Consider the following 15,993-nt stretch of genomic DNA (forward strand, 5'->3'; position numbering starts at 1 on the left):
TTGACCGATGACCCCGGTTCCGGATTCGCCACAGTGTGGAACGCGGTCGTGACCGAGCTCAACGGCGACTCCGGTAACGGGTCGAGCCCGGCCACTCCCCTGACTCCTCAGCAAAAGGCGTGGTTGAAGCTCGTCCGACCACTGACCATCGTCGAGGGATTTGCTCTGCTGTCGGTGCCCAGTGTGTTCGTCCAGAACGAAATCGAACGTCACCTTCGCAACCCGATTACCGACGCTCTCAGCCGCCGTCTGCAACAGCAGATTCAGCTGGGCGTCCGGATCGCGCCCCCCTCAGAAGACGACGACGATTTCCCCGCACCAGCCGAGGCTGCGACCGCCGAGGACGCTTCGGAACCGGCCGACGACGAGGACGCTTCGGCCGACGGCGCGTCGTCCTGGCCCACCTATTTCACTGACCGTCCACACACCACGGACACCTCCGCGGCCAGCGGCACCAGCCTCAACCGCCGCTACACGTTCGACACCTTTGTGATCGGTTCTTCCAACCGCTTCGCACACGCGGCAACCCTGGCCATTGCCGAGGCGCCGGCCCGTGCCTACAACCCCTTGTTCATCTGGGGCGAGTCCGGTCTAGGTAAGACCCATTTGTTGCACGCCGCCGGAAACTACGCACAACGGCTGTTCCCGGGCATGCGGGTCAAGTACGTCTCCACCGAGGAATTCACCAACGACTTCATCAACTCACTGCGCGATGACCGCAAGGTGTCGTTCAAGCGCAGCTATCGAGACGTCGACGTGCTGCTCGTCGATGACATCCAGTTCATCGAGGGCAAGGACGGCATCCAGGAAGAGTTCTTCCACACGTTCAACACACTGCACAACGCCAACAAGCAGATCGTTATCTCATCGGACCGCCCACCCAAGCAGCTGGCCACGCTCGAAGACCGGCTGCGAACCCGGTTCGAGTGGGGACTGATCACCGATGTGCAGCCGCCGGACCTCGAGACGCGCATCGCGATCCTTCGTAAGAAAGCACAAGTGGAACGGTTAGCCGTCCCCGATGATGTGCTCGAGCTGATCGCCAGCAGCATCGAACGCAACATCCGTGAACTCGAAGGTGCGCTTATCAGGGTCACCGCGTTCGCGTCGCTGAATAAGACACCCATCGATAAGGCCCTCGCCGAAATCGTGCTGCGCGACCTGATCGCCGACGCCAGCGGCATGCAGATCAGCGCGGCCACCATCATGGCGGCCACCGCCGAGTACTTCGACACCACCGTCGAGGAACTACGCGGCCCCGGCAAGGCCCGGCCGTTGGCACAGTCTCGGCAGATTGCGATGTATCTGTGCCGCGAGCTCACCGACCTCTCACTACCCAAGATCGGCCAGGCTTTCGGCCGCGACCACACCACGGTGATGTACGCGGAGAAGAAGATTCGCGGCGAAATGGCCCAGCGCAGAGAGATCTTCGACAACGTCAAGGAACTCACCACGCGGATCCGGCAGCGCTCCAAGCGCTGAAACTGGCCCTGCCGCGGCTCTGAGCCGCGCTCGTCCGCACTTTCTTGCAAAAACTTCTCTACCTCAGGTCACATGAGCACCACCGCCGAGGTGTGGGTAGACCTGTGCACAAACCCCCCATAGCGCGGTGCACTACCGCGGAATCGGTGCACATCTGTGATTCATCCCCACTGGTCCACCGAGGATTACACAGCCCGTACCCCCGTCATCCACAGCCGCCTCGGCCCGCTAGCAGCGGTTAGACCAAGCTGTCCCCAGATTGCACACCCCCTAATACTGATATTGAAATCTCTTCCTCGATTCTCCTTTGAAGTAGCGGGTTGGGGACATCCCCTCACTCCGCGCTCAGGAACCGCACCCCAGCCGGGTCTGTCGGGGTTCTCGTTTAGCTTTCAAGTTGGCTCGAGAAGCTCTACGGTTGTTCTTCGACTGCTGTTGCGGCCGTCGTGGCGGATTGCCCGCTCGGCGTTCGTCGCGGCGAGTCCCCAACGCCGGCGGGGGAGCCGGCCCGATTTTTGGTTCACTGTTAGGTGAAGGGACGCAATGGACGCGGCTACAACACGGGCGGCCACCGATTTGAGGTTTCGTCTGGTTCGGGAGTCCTTCGCCGAAGCGGTGTCGTGGGTGGCCAAGAGTCTGCCGTCGCGTCCTACCGTGCCTGTTCTCTCTGGCGTGCTACTGACCGGCTCGGATGACGGCCTGACGATTTCCGGATTCGACTACGAGGTGTCCTCCGAAGTTCAGGTTCCGGCTGAAATAGCTTCTCCGGGAAGCGTTTTGGTGTCCGGAAGGCTGTTGTCCGACATCACTCGGGCATTGCCTAACAAGCCGGTGGACTTCTACGTCGACGGCAGCAGGGTCGCATTGACTTGCGGTAGCGCGCGTTTTTCGCTGCCGACGATGGCGGTGGAGGATTATCCGACCTTGCCGGCGCTGCCCGAGGAGACCGGAACGCTACCCGCAGAGTTGTTCGCCGAGGCGATCGGCCAGGTCGCAATCGCTGCCGGCCGCGACGACACCTTGCCGATGCTGACCGGGATCCGGGTCGAAATCTCTGGTGAGACCGTGGTTTTGGCCGCTACCGACCGATTTCGGCTGGCGGTGCGCGAGCTGACCTGGACGGCGTTGTCACCGGACATCGAGGCCTCGGTGCTGGTGCCGGCTAAGACACTGGCCGAGGCCGCCAAAGCGGGTACCGACGGCTCCGATGTCCGGCTGTCGTTGGGCTCGGGATCGGGCGTCGGCAAAGACGGACTCTTGGGTATCAGCGGTAACGGCAAGCGCAGCACCACCCGATTGCTGGATGCGGAATTCCCGAAGTTCCGGCAGCTGCTGCCGGCTGAGCACACCGCTGTGGCCACCATCAATGTGGCCGAACTTACCGAGGCGATCAAGCTGGTCGCCTTGGTCGCCGACCGCGGTGCGCAGATCCGCATGGAGTTCTCGGACGGCATGCTGCGGCTGTCGGCTGGGGCCGACGATGTGGGCCGGGCCGAGGAAGACTTGGCTGTCGATTACGCCGGCCAACCGCTGACCATCGCATTCAACCCGAATTACCTGACCGACGGTCTGGGGTCATTGCATTCCGAGCGGGTGTCGTTCGGCTTCACCACTCCGGGCAAGCCCGCGTTGCTGCGGCCCGCGTCGGCTGATGACCCGGTGCCTACCGGCAGTGGTCCGTTTCCTGCGGTGGTGACGGATTACGTGTACCTGCTGATGCCGGTACGGCTGCCCGGCTGATCCCTGCGACCCACCCGTGTACGTCCGGCATTTGGGCTTGCGTGACTTCCGGTCGTGGCAGCGGGCGGATCTCGACTTGGAGCCAGGCCGTACCGTGTTCGTCGGCCGAAACGGGTTCGGCAAGACGAATCTCGTTGAGGCGCTGTGGTATTCGACAACTCTGGGATCGCACCGGGTGGGTACTGACGCACCGCTGATCAGGGTCGGCAGCGACCGTGCCGTGGTGTCGACGATCGTGGTCAACGAAGGCAGGGAATGCGCCGTGGATCTTGAGATCGCGGCGGGGCGGGCGAATAAGGCCAGACTCAACCGGTCGCCGGTGCGCAGTACCCGCGAGATTGTGGGGGTGCTGCGGGCGGTCCTGTTCGCCCCCGAGGATCTGGCATTGGTTCGTGGCGACCCGGCGGATCGCCGTCGGTATCTGGACGAATTGGCGACAGTTCGGCGTCCGCTGCTCGCGGCCGTGCGCGCCGACTACGAGAAGGTGTTGCGCCAGCGCACGGCATTGTTGAAGTCGTTGTCGGGGGCGCGTTTTCGTGGTGACTGGGGTGCACTGGACACATTGGAGGTGTGGGATAGCCGGCTGGCCGAGCACGGAGCGCAGTTGATGTCGGCCCGGATCGCGTTGGTCGATGAACTGGCACCGGAGCTGCAGAAAGCCTACGAGATGTTGGCACCCGAATCACGTTCGGCCGCAATAGGTTACCGTGCCAGCACGGAATCGCTGGTGCCGGAAGCGAGCACGGTGGCCGATCCGGAGACCCTAAAAGCCGCGTTGTTGTCGGCACTGGCCGCACGCCGGGACGCTGAGCTCGAGCGTGGCGTGTGTCTGGTCGGACCGCACCGCGACGATTTGGAATTGCGGCTCGGGCATCAGCCTGCGAAGGGCTTCGCCAGTCACGGTGAATCGTGGTCGTTCGCGGTGGCACTGCGGCTGGCAGCCTACGAATTGTTGCGCTCCGAGGGCAGTGACCCGGTGCTATTGCTTGACGACGTGTTCGCCGAACTCGATGTCAAACGGCGCTCGGCGCTGGCGGCCGTCGCCGAATCGGCAGAGCAGGTTCTGGTGACCGCGGCGGTGGTGGAGGATATCCCCAACGGCTGGGACGCTAGACAGGTGCGCGTCGAATTGCGTGACGGCGATAGCGGTTCGGTGTCAGAGGTGGTGTCGTGAGCACGGAGCCTACTGGTCAAGACGATGTAAACCAGCGCGGAATCGACCTGGTACGCAGAACGCTGGAGGAAGCGCGGGCAGCGGCACGCGCGCGCGGCCAGGACGCGGGGTTGGGTCGCGCGGTTCCGGTGCCGTCGCGGCGCCGGGTAACTGGCTCGCGGCGCCGGTGGTCGGGCCCAGGGCCCGACACGCGGGACCCGCAACCGCTGGGTCGGTTGGCACAGGATCTGGCCAAGCAGCGGGGGTGGACTCCGCAGGTTGCCGAAGGTGCGGTATTTGGGCAGTGGAAGGCGGTGGTCGGTCACCAGATCGCCGACCATGCGACCCCCACCGCCCTCAACGACGGGGTGCTCAGCGTGACGGCGGAGTCGACGGCCTGGGCTACGCAACTGCGCCTTATGCAGAGTCAGCTGTTGGCCAAGATCGCGGCGGCGGTCGGTAACGGGGTGGTGAAGTCGCTGAAGATCACCGGCCCGGCGCGGCCATCGTGGCGTAAAGGACAGAAGCATTTCAGCGGTCGAGGACCTCGCGACACCTACGGATAACGGGCGTTCTGCGGGTCCGACTACGGTACATTCCGCCGCCGTCTCAGAGCCGCCAGAAATTCACAGACCAACATCTCGAACGTCGGGACGCATCCACAGCGACGAAATTGAGCGCACGGCGCAATCAGGTGGGTAGAAACGCACCCACAAAATCGGTGCGGACGCTGGATCACGGTAGAGTGGACCAATGCGACCGCTGCGGTGATTTGACCGCTCGCATGCAACCCCAAGGAGAGCATTCAGACCGTGGCTGCCCAGAAGAAGAAGGCGCAAGAAGAATACGGCGCTTCGGCGATCACCGTTCTCGAAGGTCTCGAGGCCGTCCGCAAACGCCCAGGTATGTACATCGGGTCCACCGGCGAGCGAGGTCTGCACCACCTGGTGTGGGAGGTCGTGGACAACTCGGTGGACGAGGCGATGGCCGGCTATGCGACGCAGGTGGACGTGAAACTACGCGACGACGGCAGCGTCGAAGTGGTCGACAACGGCCGTGGCATCCCGGTGGCGATGCATGCCACCGGCGCGCCCACCGTCGACGTCGTCATGACGCAGCTGCACGCGGGCGGCAAGTTCGGCGGCGAGAACAGTGGTTACAACGTCAGCGGTGGTCTGCACGGCGTCGGGGTGTCGGTGGTCAATGCGTTGTCCACCCGCCTGGAAGTCGAGATCAAGCGCGACGGTCACGAATGGTTCCAGCATTACGACCGCGCCGTACCCGGCACCCTCAAACAGGGTGAGGCCACCCGTAAGACCGGTACCACGATCCGGTTCTGGGCCGACCCAGACATCTTCGAGACCACCGAGTACGACTTCGAGACTGTGGCGCGACGGTTGCAGGAGATGGCCTTCCTGAACAAGGGTCTGACGATCAACCTCACCGACGAACGCGTCACGCAGGAAGAGGTGGTCGACGAGGTCGTGAGCGACACCGCCGAGGCACCCAAGTCGGCGGAGGAGAAGAAAGCGGAATCGGCTGGGCCGCAGAAGGTCAAGCACCGCACCTTCCACTACCCCGGCGGCCTGATCGACTTCGTCAAACACATCAACCGGACCAAGAGCCCCATCCAGCAGAGCGTCATCGCATACGAGGGCAAGGGCGAGGGGCACGAAGTCGAGATCGCGATGCAATGGAATAGCGGCTACTCGGAATCGGTGCATACCTTCGCCAACACCATCAACACCCACGAGGGCGGCACCCACGAAGAGGGCTTCCGCAGCGCGTTGACCTCGGTGGTGAACAAGTACGCCAAAGACAAGAAGCTGCTCAAGGACAAAGACCCCAACCTCACTGGCGACGACATCCGCGAGGGGCTGGCCGCGGTCATCTCGGTAAAGGTCGCCGAGCCGCAGTTCGAGGGCCAGACCAAGACAAAGTTGGGTAACACCGAGGTCAAGTCATTCGTCCAGAAGGTCTGTAACGAACAGCTGACGCACTGGTTTGAGGCCAACCCGTCGGAGGCTAAAACCGTTGTGAACAAAGCGGTTTCCTCCGCACAGGCGCGTATCGCAGCGCGTAAGGCACGGGAGCTGGTGCGCCGCAAGAGCGCAACTGATCTCGGCGGGCTGCCCGGAAAGCTTGCCGACTGCCGCTCCACCGATCCGCGCAAGTCGGAGCTGTATGTGGTGGAAGGTGATTCGGCCGGCGGCTCGGCGAAGAGCGGGCGCGATTCGATGTTCCAAGCGATCCTGCCGTTGCGCGGCAAGATCATCAACGTCGAAAAGGCCCGCATCGACCGGGTGCTGAAGAACACCGAAGTCCAGGCGATCATCACGGCGTTGGGAACCGGCATCCATGACGAGTTCGACCTGACCAAGCTGCGGTACCACAAAATTGTGCTGATGGCCGACGCCGACGTTGACGGCCAACACATTTCGACGTTGCTGCTGACGCTGTTGTTCCGATTCATGCGCCCGCTGATAGAGAACGGGCACGTGTTCCTGGCGCAGCCGCCCCTGTACAAGCTGAAGTGGCAGCGCAGCGAGCCCGAATTCGCCTATTCCGATCGAGAGCGCGACGGCCTGCTGGAGGCCGGGCTGAAGTCTGGCAAGAAGATCAACAAGGAAGACGGCATTCAGCGCTACAAGGGTCTGGGCGAGATGGACGCCAAGGAGTTGTGGGAAACCACCATGGACCCGAGCGTGCGGGTACTGCGACAGGTCACCCTCGACGACGCCGCGGCTGCCGACGAACTGTTCTCCATCCTGATGGGCGAAGACGTGGATGCACGCCGCAGCTTCATCACCCGCAATGCCAAGGATGTTCGCTTCCTAGACGTGTAACCCGTTGGCGTTCAACGACAAACGAGGACTAAATGACAGACACCACGCTGCCACCGGGCGGCGAAGCCGGCGACCGCATCGAACCGGTCGACATTCAGCAGGAGATGCAGCGCAGCTACATCGACTACGCGATGAGCGTGATCGTGGGCCGGGCCCTGCCGGAGGTGCGCGACGGTCTCAAGCCGGTGCACCGCCGCGTGCTGTATGCGATGTACGACTCTGGATTCCGTCCCGACCGCAGCCACGCCAAGTCGGCGCGTTCGGTGGCCGAGACGATGGGCAACTATCACCCGCACGGTGACGCGTCGATCTACGACACCCTGGTGCGGATGGCGCAGCCATGGTCGCTGCGCTACCCGTTGGTCGACGGTCAGGGAAACTTTGGTTCGCCGGGGAACGACCCGCCGGCGGCGATGCGCTATTGCGTGACCGGGGATGCATTGGTGGCGCTCCCAGAGAATCGTGCGGTCCGCATTGCGGATGTAGTACCGGCCGCTAAGCCCAATAGTGACAATGTAATTGATCTCAAAGTGCTCGGCCGGCACGGTGTGCCGGTCCGGGCAGACCGGTTGTTCCATTCCGGCGACCATCCGGCATTTCGGGTGGCTACGGTGGATGGGCACGAAGTGACGGGCACGGCAAACCACCCATTGCTGTGCCTGGTGAATCTCGCCGGTGTGCCGACGCTGCTGTGGAAGTTGATCGATGAGATCGAACCGGGTGACTGCGCGGTGATCAGCGCCACGGGTGTCGACGATGTGCGAAACACGCCGACATCAGCACGCAGAACTCCCACGATCGACGAGGTACCCGGACTTACCGAATTCCTTCGCGTTCACCGCAACGACCCGGACGCAGCAGCGATCGCAACCGACCTGACCGACGGCCGCTTCTACTACGCAAAGGTCGCCTCCGTGACCGCGGCCGGCGTACAACCGGTCTACAGCCTGCGTGTCGACACCGAAGACCACGCCTTTATCACCAACGGCTTCGTCAGCCACAACACCGAGGCGCGGCTGACTCCGTTGGCAATGGAGATGCTGCGCGAAATCGACGAGGAAACAGTCGATTTCATCCCAAACTACGACGGCCGGGTACAGGAGCCCACCGTCCTGCCGAGCCGGTTCCCCAACCTGCTGGCCAACGGATCGGGCGGCATCGCGGTCGGCATGGCCACCAACATCCCGCCGCACAACCTGCGTGAGCTCGCCGAAGCGGTGTTCTGGTGCCTGGAGAACCACGACGCCGACGAAGAGGCGACGCTGGAAGCCGTCATGGAACGGGTCAAGGGCCCGGACTTCCCCACGTCCGGCCTAATCGTCGGGTCCCAGGGCATCTCCGATGCCTACAAGACCGGCCGGGGTTCCATCCGCATGCGCGGAGTTGTTGAGGTAGAAGAGGATTCGCGGGGGCGCACCTCACTGGTGATCACCGAATTGCCGTATCAGGTCAACCACGACAACTTCATCACCTCGATCGCCGAGCAGGTCCGCGACGGCCGGCTGGCCGGAATTTCCAATATCGAGGACCAGTCCAGTGACCGGGTCGGGCTGCGCATCGTCGTAGAGCTCAAACGCGATGCGGTGGCCAAGGTGGTGCTCAACAATCTCTACAAGCACACCCAGCTGCAGACCAGCTTCGGGGCGAACATGCTGAGCATCGTCGACGGGGTGCCGCGCACGCTGCGACTGGACCAGATGATCCGCTACTACGTCGAGCACCAACTCGACGTGATTATCCGGCGCACCACCTACCGCTTGCGAAAAGCCAACGAGCGGGCCCACATTCTGCGCGGTCTCGTCAAAGCGCTCGACGCGCTCGACGAGGTGATCGCGTTGATCCGTGCGTCGCAGACGGTCGACATCGCCCGCCAGGGCCTGATCGAGTTGCTCGACATCGACGAGATCCAGGCGCAAGCCATTCTGGACATGCAACTGCGGCGCCTGGCGGCCCTGGAGCGGCAGCGGATCGTGGACGATCTGGCCAAGATCGAAGCCGAAATCGCCGATTTGGAAGACATTCTCGCCAAGCCGGAACGGCAGCGCGGCATCGTGCGCGATGAACTCGGCGAGATCGTCGAAAAGCACGGTGACGACCGTCGCACCCGGATCATTGCCGCCGACGGTGAAGTCAGCGACGAGGATCTCATCGCCCGCGAAGATGTCGTCGTCACCATCACCGAGACCGGCTATGCCAAGCGGACCAAGACCGACCTGTACCGCAGCCAAAAGCGCGGCGGCAAGGGCGTTCAGGGTGCCGGGCTCAAGCAGGACGACATCGTGCGGCACTTCTTCGTCTGCTCGACTCACGACTGGATCTTGTTCTTCACCACGCAGGGCCGGGTGTACCGGGCCAAGGCCTACGAACTGCCGGAGGCCTCCCGCACTGCACGCGGTCAGCACGTGGCGAACCTGCTGGCGTTCCAGCCCGAGGAGCGCATTGCGCAGGTGATCCAGATCAAGAGTTACGAGGACGCGCCGTATCTGGTGCTGGCCACCAAGAACGGGTTGGTGAAGAAGTCGAAGCTGACCGACTTCGACTCGAACCGCTCCGGCGGGATTGTCGCCATCAACTTGCGTGGCGAGGACGAATTGGTGGGCGCGGTGCTGTGCTCCGCGGAGGAGGACCTGCTGCTGGTGTCCGCCAACGGCCAGTCCATCAGGTTCTCGGCCACCGACGAGGCGCTGCGGCCGATGGGCCGCGCCACCTCCGGGGTGCAGGGCATGCGCTTCAACGCCGACGACCGGCTGCTGTCGCTCAACGTCGTGCGGGAAGGAACCTACCTGCTGGTGGCCACCTCGGGTGGATACGCCAAGCGGACCGGGATCGAGGAGTATCCGGTGCAGGGCCGAGGCGGTAAGGGAGTGCTCACCGTCATGTACGACCGCCGGCGCGGCCGGCTGGTCGGGGCGTTGATCGTCGACGACGACAGCGAGCTCTACGCCATCACCTCCGTCGGCGGCGTGATCCGCACGGCGGCACGGCAGGTCCGCAAGGCGGGTCGGCAGACCAAGGGCGTTCGACTGATGAACCTCGGTGAGGGCGACACCTTGTTGGCGATCGCCCGTAACGCCGAAGAAAGCGCGGTCGAGGACAGCGAGCTGACCGGCGAGGACGGCGCGGAGTCGGGTAGCTAGCGGGCGGGGGCCGGCTCGCGGCGAACCCGGCATAGACTCAGCTACTTGAGCAGAACATGTGAGGAGTCGGGGTGAGTTCACCGAACGAGCCGGGCGCGCCCAGTCCGGGTGACAACCCGAATGGCGACGGGGCAGCAGAACGCGCCGGTGCACACCGGGCGGCGACCGGCCCCGGACGTGTCCCGGATACCGCGGACTCGCCGCCGTGGCAGCGCGGCGCTGCCAGGGCCACTGCGCCGTCCGGGCCGCGGCCTGCGGCCGATCCGCCTACCGACGTCCGCGCCCCGACGAGTTCGGAGGCCAGGCTGAACCGCTTTATCTCGGGCGGTTCGTCATCCACTCCCGGCCCGGCAAACTCGCCACCGGAGCCGGCTGCCCCGCGCGGCGACAATACTCCCGCGGAGGCGTACGCCAGCGAGCTGCCCGATCTGTCCGGCCCGATTCCGCGGCCGACGCAGCGCAAGTCCGTGCCCGAACGCAGTTCGGATGCCCCGAGTTCGTCGGTCCGCGGGTCCGGGGACGCCCGGGAATCGCGCAGCGTGGCGGTGGGGACCCGGCGCGGCCGCGGGCCGGTTCGGGCCAGCATGCAGATCCGGCGCATTGATCCGTGGAGCACCTTGAAGGTGTCGCTGCTGCTGTCGGTGGCGCTGTTCTTCGTCTGGATGATCGCGGTCGCGTTCCTCTATCTCGTGCTCGGCGGCATGGGTGTGTGGTCGAAGCTGAACAGCAACGTCGGGGATCTGCTGAACAACACCAGCGGTAGCAGCGGCGAACTGGTGTCTAGCGGCACCATCTTCGGCGGGGCCATTCTTATCGGCTTGGTCAACATCGTCTTGATGACGGCGATGGCCACCATCGCCGCGTTCGTCTACAACCTCACGACAGATTTGATCGGTGGTATCGAAGTGACGCTGGCAGATCGGGACTGAGGGCGGACCGGGGACGTTTTGGGAGTCGGGCGGCCGGTGCGGTAATCTCGTCGCTCGTCCGTATGCACAGTACGGGCCTATAGCTCAGGCGGTTAGAGCGCTTCGCTGATAACGAAGAGGTCGGAGGTTCGAGTCCTCCTAGGCCCACGATCATGTTCCCGTCACGACGTCATCTGAAGGTGGTGCTGCCGCTGGCAGCGGCGGCCTTGGGCGCGGCGGCCGTAGTCCGGTCGCGGCGCGATGTCGAGGTCTGGCACGTGGCGCCCGATCCATCCTCTGGTCAGCCACCTGGCCCCCAGGGGCCTTAGCTCAGTTGGTAGAGCACCGCCTTTGCAAGGCGGGTGTCAGGGGTTCGATTCCCCTAGGCTCCACTTTTGAAAAGCTTCATTTCGACACCCCGGTGTCCATGAGGCGACCAGGCGCACAGTCGCCTATCTGAACGCATTGTGGCAAGTGCCCCCGGTGAGGCTAATCCTCGACGGTGACCCGAAGACGGGGTTTCCTTTGGTCCCCCTTCGCGGCGATGCGATCCCATACCGCGTCGACGAGTGGTTCCAGTAAGAGTTCACCCATCTGCTGGGCCAACACGGTGAGGATCTGTGTGGATTCACGCTTTTGGGTCGACGCCCGTCCGGATTGACGCAACGCCGCGACCTCACGTTGCGTCAGGTCGATCAGAACGTCCAGCAGATGTAGATGGTCATCGGACTGCTCAAGCAGAGCGCGGCGGACGTAATTGACAACCGGCGGGTTCTGTTCCAGCATCCGGCGCACGGATTTGTCTCGCGCAGCGGTAATTTGCCCGATCGAGCCTGCGACCGGAACTTCGGCGATCGCCCCGGCGAAGTAGTCCACGACAAGTTGGTCGACCGCTTCGCGCAGACCGGCCTTGGTTTTGAAGTGGTGTTGGACGAGGCTCGATGTCACCCCCGCTTCGGCTGCGACGTCGCGCAGCGATACGCGGTCGTATCCGTGCTGTGCGTAGAGGTCGAGTGCGGCGTTGCGAATTCGCGCCTTGGCGGTGAGATCGGTGTTCGTCGCCCGCGGGTTGCCCATGCCGCCTCCTCCGGCTTGACATGCTAGCCGACCAGCACACTTTACAAGTGAACTAATTACTATACGCTTACATAGTGTTCGCCAAAGAGAAGTGAATGCGCCGACGACTGCCATCCATATCGGGCCGCACATCCCCGGGTTTACGGAATACACGTGCGCGCAAGAGCTTGCCAATAAGGCGGATAGCCGCCTGAACGGAGTGAGTGAAGTCATGTCCGAGCTGTTCCCCCATTACCGTGCGACGTGGGAGACCGACCAGCACCGCGAATTGCGGCGTCACGCAGCCGAGTTCTTCCGCAAGGAAGCCACTCCGAACCAGGAGCGGTGGGCAGCCAATCATCAGGTCGATCGCGACTTCTGGAACAAGATGGGCAATGCCGGATTGCTGGGCTTGGACCTCCCTGAAGAGTTCGGTGGGACGGGAGGCGACTTTGGCTACTCGGCGATCGTCGGCGAAGAACTTGCCCTGGCTCACGACGCGGCATCGGGCTGGGCGGTCCACTCACCGATCGTTGCGCACTACATCAACACCTACGGAAACGCCGAGCAGAAGCAGCGCTGGATGCCCAAGATCATAAGCGGCGAGGCCGTGCTCGCGATCGCGATGACCGAGCCGGGCACCGGTTCGGACCTGCAGGCGGTGCGCACCACCGCGACCCGCGACGGCGACGAGTACGTGATCAACGGGTCGAAGACGTTCATCTCCAACGGAACTCATTGCGATTTGCTGGTGATCGTCGCCAAAACGGATCCCTCTGCGGGCGCGGCCGGGGTGTCGTTAATCGTTGCCGAAACCGGCGACGACCCGGCGGGCTTCGAGCGCGGCCGGGTGCTCGAAAAGGTGGGCCAACATGGGCAAGACACCCGTGAGCTGTTCTTCTCCGACATGCGTGTGCCGGCGGCAAACCTTCTTGGCGAGAGGGAGGGCCAGGGCTTTTATCAGCTGATGGAACAGCTCGCCCGCGAGCGCCTGATTATCGCCTCGGTGTGTTCGGGCATGGCTGAAGCGGCGCTGCTCGAGGCGATCAAGTACACCAAAGAGCGTGAAGCGTTCGGAAGACCGTTGATCAAGTTCCAGCACAACAGGTTTCAGCTCGCAGAGCTCAAGGCCGAGGTGCTGTCGATCAAGACTACCGTCGACTACTGCGTTCAGCAGTACATCGATGGGAGCATCGACCCAGCTACCGCGTCGATGGCCAAGCTGATCGCTGCCGACAAGGGCGTCGCCGTCGTCGACCGGTGTGTGCAGTTCTTTGGCGGCTATGGCTACATGATGGAGTACCCCATCGCCCGTGCCTATGCGGCTGCCCGCGTCAACAAGATCTATGGCGGCACAAGCGAAATCATGAAGGAAATTATCAGCCGCTCACTGTAGCGGCATAGACGGTCGACAACGCCGGCAGCATCCCGATCGGCGATCCGTGGACGATCCGCAACCAGCCCGTCCAAAGGCTGCCCGACTCGGCCCCGTGTCTTGGATTCCCGAACGTGCTGACGGGAGCCGCGTGCCACCCGGCTCATTACCCGGCCGTGTGCATTGCCGCAGGGCGGCTGCTAGCCGCGGACGCCCTGATCGAGGCCCTCGCAGCACAAGCCTGACGGTCAGCGCGCCAGCGGTCGGTAGAACACGAGGCCGTTGCCCTTGTTGTCGTACACCACGGCGCGACGCTCGTGCGCGTCGTCGTAAGGCCCCTTCACGATGCCGCCGCCGCTCTGTTCGACGGCTTTGGCGGCGCCATCGACGTCTGCGGTTTTGATCCCCACGACGACCTGACCCGGGATCGGGTGGTCCACCTCCGTGGCTAGCGCCAACGTCACCGACCCCCCGTCCAGCGCCGCGAAGTGTGCTCCGTCCCGGAATTTGACTGCCATGCCCAGGGTCTCGCTGTAGAACCGGATCGACTCCTCCAGGTCGTCGGTCGACAGGATGATCATTCGTACGTCGTGATCGCTCATTGCTGCCTCCTCGTTGGCCCAGCCTGTCCGGGCTGAACGCGACAAGCTAGGGCCGAGAGTCACTTCCGTCGACGCATGGGCCGGGGCGTTGTCTGGATGTGATCGGGAAATCACACTTTGCTGGAAGCGACGGCCTCACGGCCGCGGTTGTACATCCACGCTGGGCGGGCGCGGTGAGGGCTCCGGGCGTGACGAACGGCGCACGATGCTGAAGGCGACGGCACCGCCGGCGAGCACGGCGACGGTCGCCGCACCAGCGATCAGCCACGGCTTCTTGCTGCGACGCTGGTTGCGGCGGGCGTCCTGCAGCAACTGCGGCAAGCTGGCGACGACTTCCTGCGCGGCGGCCAGTTCCTGGCCGATGGTGTCCTGAGCCGCCGCGATCTCCTTGGCTAACTGGCCTTCCCGGTAGCGGCGGCGCACTTCGGACGCGGCAGAGTGCGCGGATTGGACGCCGAGCCCGACAACGCCGCGGGTGACGTCCACCGGGCCTACTGCGGAATAGGTCAGACCCCGGGTCAGTCGCTCCCGTGGGGTCAATCGGTCTGGGGCCCGTTCGCCAGCCCTTCGGCTCATTTGCTGCCGCCCTTTCCGTGCACTGCTCACAGTCCTACGCAGTCCTATCAGTTGGCGAGCATTCGAGCTAGTGCCTGTACAGACTGACACCAAAAGGATGCCGCGGGTGCACCGGCTGCGGGCCGAACGCGGTGTGATGGCAGACTGTGATCCCGTGACCAACAGCCCCATCCAGACCGCCACCGCCACGCTGCACACCAACCGGGGAGACGTCAAAGTCGCCCTGTTCGGCAACCACGCGCCCAAGACCGTCGCCAACTTCGTCGGACTTGCGCAGGGCACCAAGGAGTACTCGACGCAGAACGCCTCAGGTGGTCCGTCGGGCCCGTTCTACGACGGCGCGGTCTTCCACCGGGTGATCGGGGGATTCATGATCCAGGGCGGCGACCCGACCGGCACCGGCCGTGGCGGACCGGGCTACAAATTCGCCGACGAGTTCCACCCCGAACTGCAATTCGACCGCCCCTACCTGCTCGCGATGGCCAACGCTGGCCCCGGCACCAACGGCTCGCAGTTCTTCATCACCGTCGGCCCGACCCCACACCTGAACCGTCGCCACACCATCTTCGGTGAGGTGATCGATCCGGAGTCGCAGCGCGTCGTCGACGCCATCGCCACCACGGCCACTGACGGCAACGACCGTCCGCTCGAGCCGGTGGTAATCGAGTCGATCACCATCTCCTGAGCGCTGGCCTCACCGGCCCGCGTAGCCGGCGTCGGTGAGTGCGTCGAGAACCTCCAGCGGGTCGGTTCCGAGGTCCCAGCGGGACAGCACCATCAGCCCACCGCCAACCGTTTCGATCTCGAGTAGGCGGATTCTGCGGCCGTGGCGGCGGAATTCGGAGATCCGGATGATCTCGATCGAATCCCGGCGCAATAATTGCGTCCGGAACCAGCCGCGCAGTACCAGACCGTCGTCAGTGATTGCCAGCTTGGGCCGAGCGCGCCACGACGCGCCGGCAAACAAGATCAGGCCCACGGCCACGATCCCGGCGATAACCCGCCCAGGCGGGTCTGTGACCAGCGTCACAGCCGCGATAGCCATCAAGACGCCGGCGAGTCCACAGCCAGCGATTCCCGCAGTGGGCGGCGCCCATTGAGTTTGCTGCATGTCCTAC

General features: G+C 63.9%; 13 protein-coding genes and 2 tRNA genes. 11 read left to right on the plus strand and 4 right to left on the minus strand.

The window, feature by feature from the left end; genetic code table 11:
• The 9 genes from dnaA to H0P51_RS00045 all read left to right on the plus strand — a co-directional run bounded on the left by dnaA (position 1) and on the right by H0P51_RS00045 (position 11,658).
• On the plus strand, positions 1 to 1,482 hold the full coding sequence (dnaA, locus tag H0P51_RS00005; protein WP_180916039.1) for a chromosomal replication initiator protein DnaA: 1,482 nt from the start codon (positions 1 to 3) through the stop codon (positions 1,480 to 1,482).
• Between the two features lie 543 nt (positions 1,483 to 2,025).
• A complete protein-coding gene (gene dnaN, locus H0P51_RS00010) occupies positions 2,026 to 3,222 on the plus strand; it encodes a DNA polymerase III subunit beta (protein ID WP_180916040.1) in 1,197 nt (398 codons plus the stop codon).
• A 16-nt stretch (positions 3,223 to 3,238) separates the two neighbouring features.
• Positions 3,239 to 4,396, plus strand: a complete 1,158-nt coding sequence (recF, locus tag H0P51_RS00015) for a DNA replication/repair protein RecF (protein WP_180916041.1) — start codon at positions 3,239 to 3,241, stop codon at positions 4,394 to 4,396.
• Entirely contained in the window at positions 4,393 to 4,941 is a 549-nt protein-coding gene (locus H0P51_RS00020) for a DUF721 family protein (protein ID WP_180916042.1), read from the plus strand. Before recF ends, H0P51_RS00020 begins: the two co-directional genes overlap by 4 nt.
• Positions 4,942 to 5,187: 246 nt before the next feature.
• On the plus strand, positions 5,188 to 7,221 hold the full coding sequence (gene gyrB / locus H0P51_RS00025; protein WP_180916043.1) for a DNA topoisomerase (ATP-hydrolyzing) subunit B: 2,034 nt from the start codon (positions 5,188 to 5,190) through the stop codon (positions 7,219 to 7,221).
• A 32-nt stretch (positions 7,222 to 7,253) separates the two neighbouring features.
• Complete coding sequence (gene gyrA / locus H0P51_RS00030; protein ID WP_180916044.1) at positions 7,254 to 10,358, plus strand: intein-containing DNA gyrase subunit A; 3,105 nt, start codon at positions 7,254 to 7,256, stop codon at positions 10,356 to 10,358.
• Positions 10,359 to 10,429: 71 nt separating this feature from the next.
• Positions 10,430 to 11,287, plus strand: a complete 858-nt coding sequence (locus H0P51_RS00035) for a DUF3566 domain-containing protein (protein ID WP_180916045.1) — start codon at positions 10,430 to 10,432, stop codon at positions 11,285 to 11,287.
• Between the two features lie 73 nt (positions 11,288 to 11,360).
• Positions 11,361 to 11,434, plus strand: a tRNA-Ile gene (locus tag H0P51_RS00040).
• A 151-nt stretch (positions 11,435 to 11,585) separates the two neighbouring features.
• Positions 11,586 to 11,658, plus strand: a tRNA-Ala gene (locus tag H0P51_RS00045).
• Between the two features lie 97 nt (positions 11,659 to 11,755).
• Here the strand turns inward: H0P51_RS00045 and H0P51_RS00050 are convergent.
• Positions 11,756 to 12,343, minus strand: a complete 588-nt coding sequence (locus H0P51_RS00050; RefSeq protein WP_180916046.1) for a TetR/AcrR family transcriptional regulator — start codon at positions 12,341 to 12,343, stop codon at positions 11,756 to 11,758.
• 211 nt (positions 12,344 to 12,554) lie between these two features.
• Between H0P51_RS00050 and H0P51_RS00055 the strand changes: the two genes are divergently transcribed.
• Positions 12,555 to 13,718 carry an acyl-CoA dehydrogenase family protein gene (locus H0P51_RS00055; protein ID WP_180918630.1) on the plus strand — a complete coding sequence of 388 codons (1,164 nt, stop codon included), beginning with the start codon at positions 12,555 to 12,557 and terminating at the stop codon, positions 13,716 to 13,718.
• A 227-nt stretch (positions 13,719 to 13,945) separates the two neighbouring features.
• On the opposite strand, the gene H0P51_RS00060 is transcribed toward H0P51_RS00055, so the two are convergent.
• Positions 13,946 to 14,299 (minus strand): VOC family protein, encoded by a 354-nt coding sequence (locus tag H0P51_RS00060; RefSeq protein WP_180916047.1) that lies wholly within the window; start codon positions 14,297 to 14,299, stop codon positions 13,946 to 13,948.
• 135 nt (positions 14,300 to 14,434) lie between these two features.
• Positions 14,435 to 14,875 (minus strand): cell wall synthesis protein CwsA, encoded by a 441-nt coding sequence (gene cwsA, locus H0P51_RS00065; RefSeq protein ID WP_180916048.1) that lies wholly within the window; start codon positions 14,873 to 14,875, stop codon positions 14,435 to 14,437.
• A 136-nt stretch (positions 14,876 to 15,011) separates the two neighbouring features.
• Between cwsA and H0P51_RS00070 the strand changes: the two genes are divergently transcribed.
• Entirely contained in the window at positions 15,012 to 15,560 is a 549-nt protein-coding gene (locus H0P51_RS00070) for a peptidylprolyl isomerase (protein WP_180918631.1), read from the plus strand.
• 9 nt (positions 15,561 to 15,569) lie between these two features.
• Here the strand turns inward: H0P51_RS00070 and H0P51_RS00075 are convergent, their stop codons facing one another.
• Complete coding sequence (locus H0P51_RS00075; RefSeq protein WP_180916049.1) at positions 15,570 to 15,986, minus strand: PH domain-containing protein; 417 nt, start codon at positions 15,984 to 15,986, stop codon at positions 15,570 to 15,572.
• Positions 15,987 to 15,993 lie beyond the last annotated feature (7 nt).

The organism is Mycobacterium vicinigordonae (genome assembly GCF_013466425.1).
Taxonomy (GTDB): Bacteria; Actinomycetota; Actinomycetes; order Mycobacteriales; family Mycobacteriaceae; genus Mycobacterium; species Mycobacterium vicinigordonae.

Bases quoted from the DNA above. Each gene is read 5' to 3' on its own strand.
- dnaN (WP_180916040.1), top strand. From the start codon at position 2,026: ATGGACGCGGCTACAACACGGGCGGCCACCGATTTGAGGTTTCGTCTG.
- gyrA (WP_180916044.1), top strand. From the start codon at position 7,254: ATGACAGACACCACGCTGCCACCGGGCGGCGAAGCCGGCGACCGCATC.
- H0P51_RS00050 (WP_180916046.1), bottom strand. From the start codon at position 12,343: ATGGGCAACCCGCGGGCGACGAACACCGATCTCACCGCCAAGGCGCGA.
- H0P51_RS00055 (WP_180918630.1), top strand. From the start codon at position 12,555: ATGTCCGAGCTGTTCCCCCATTACCGTGCGACGTGGGAGACCGACCAG.
- H0P51_RS00060 (WP_180916047.1), bottom strand. From the start codon at position 14,299: ATGAGCGATCACGACGTACGAATGATCATCCTGTCGACCGACGACCTG.
- cwsA (WP_180916048.1), bottom strand. From the start codon at position 14,875: ATGAGCCGAAGGGCTGGCGAACGGGCCCCAGACCGATTGACCCCACGG.
- H0P51_RS00070 (WP_180918631.1), top strand. From the start codon at position 15,012: ATGGCAGACTGTGATCCCGTGACCAACAGCCCCATCCAGACCGCCACC.
- H0P51_RS00075 (WP_180916049.1), bottom strand. From the start codon at position 15,986: ATGCAGCAAACTCAATGGGCGCCGCCCACTGCGGGAATCGCTGGCTGT.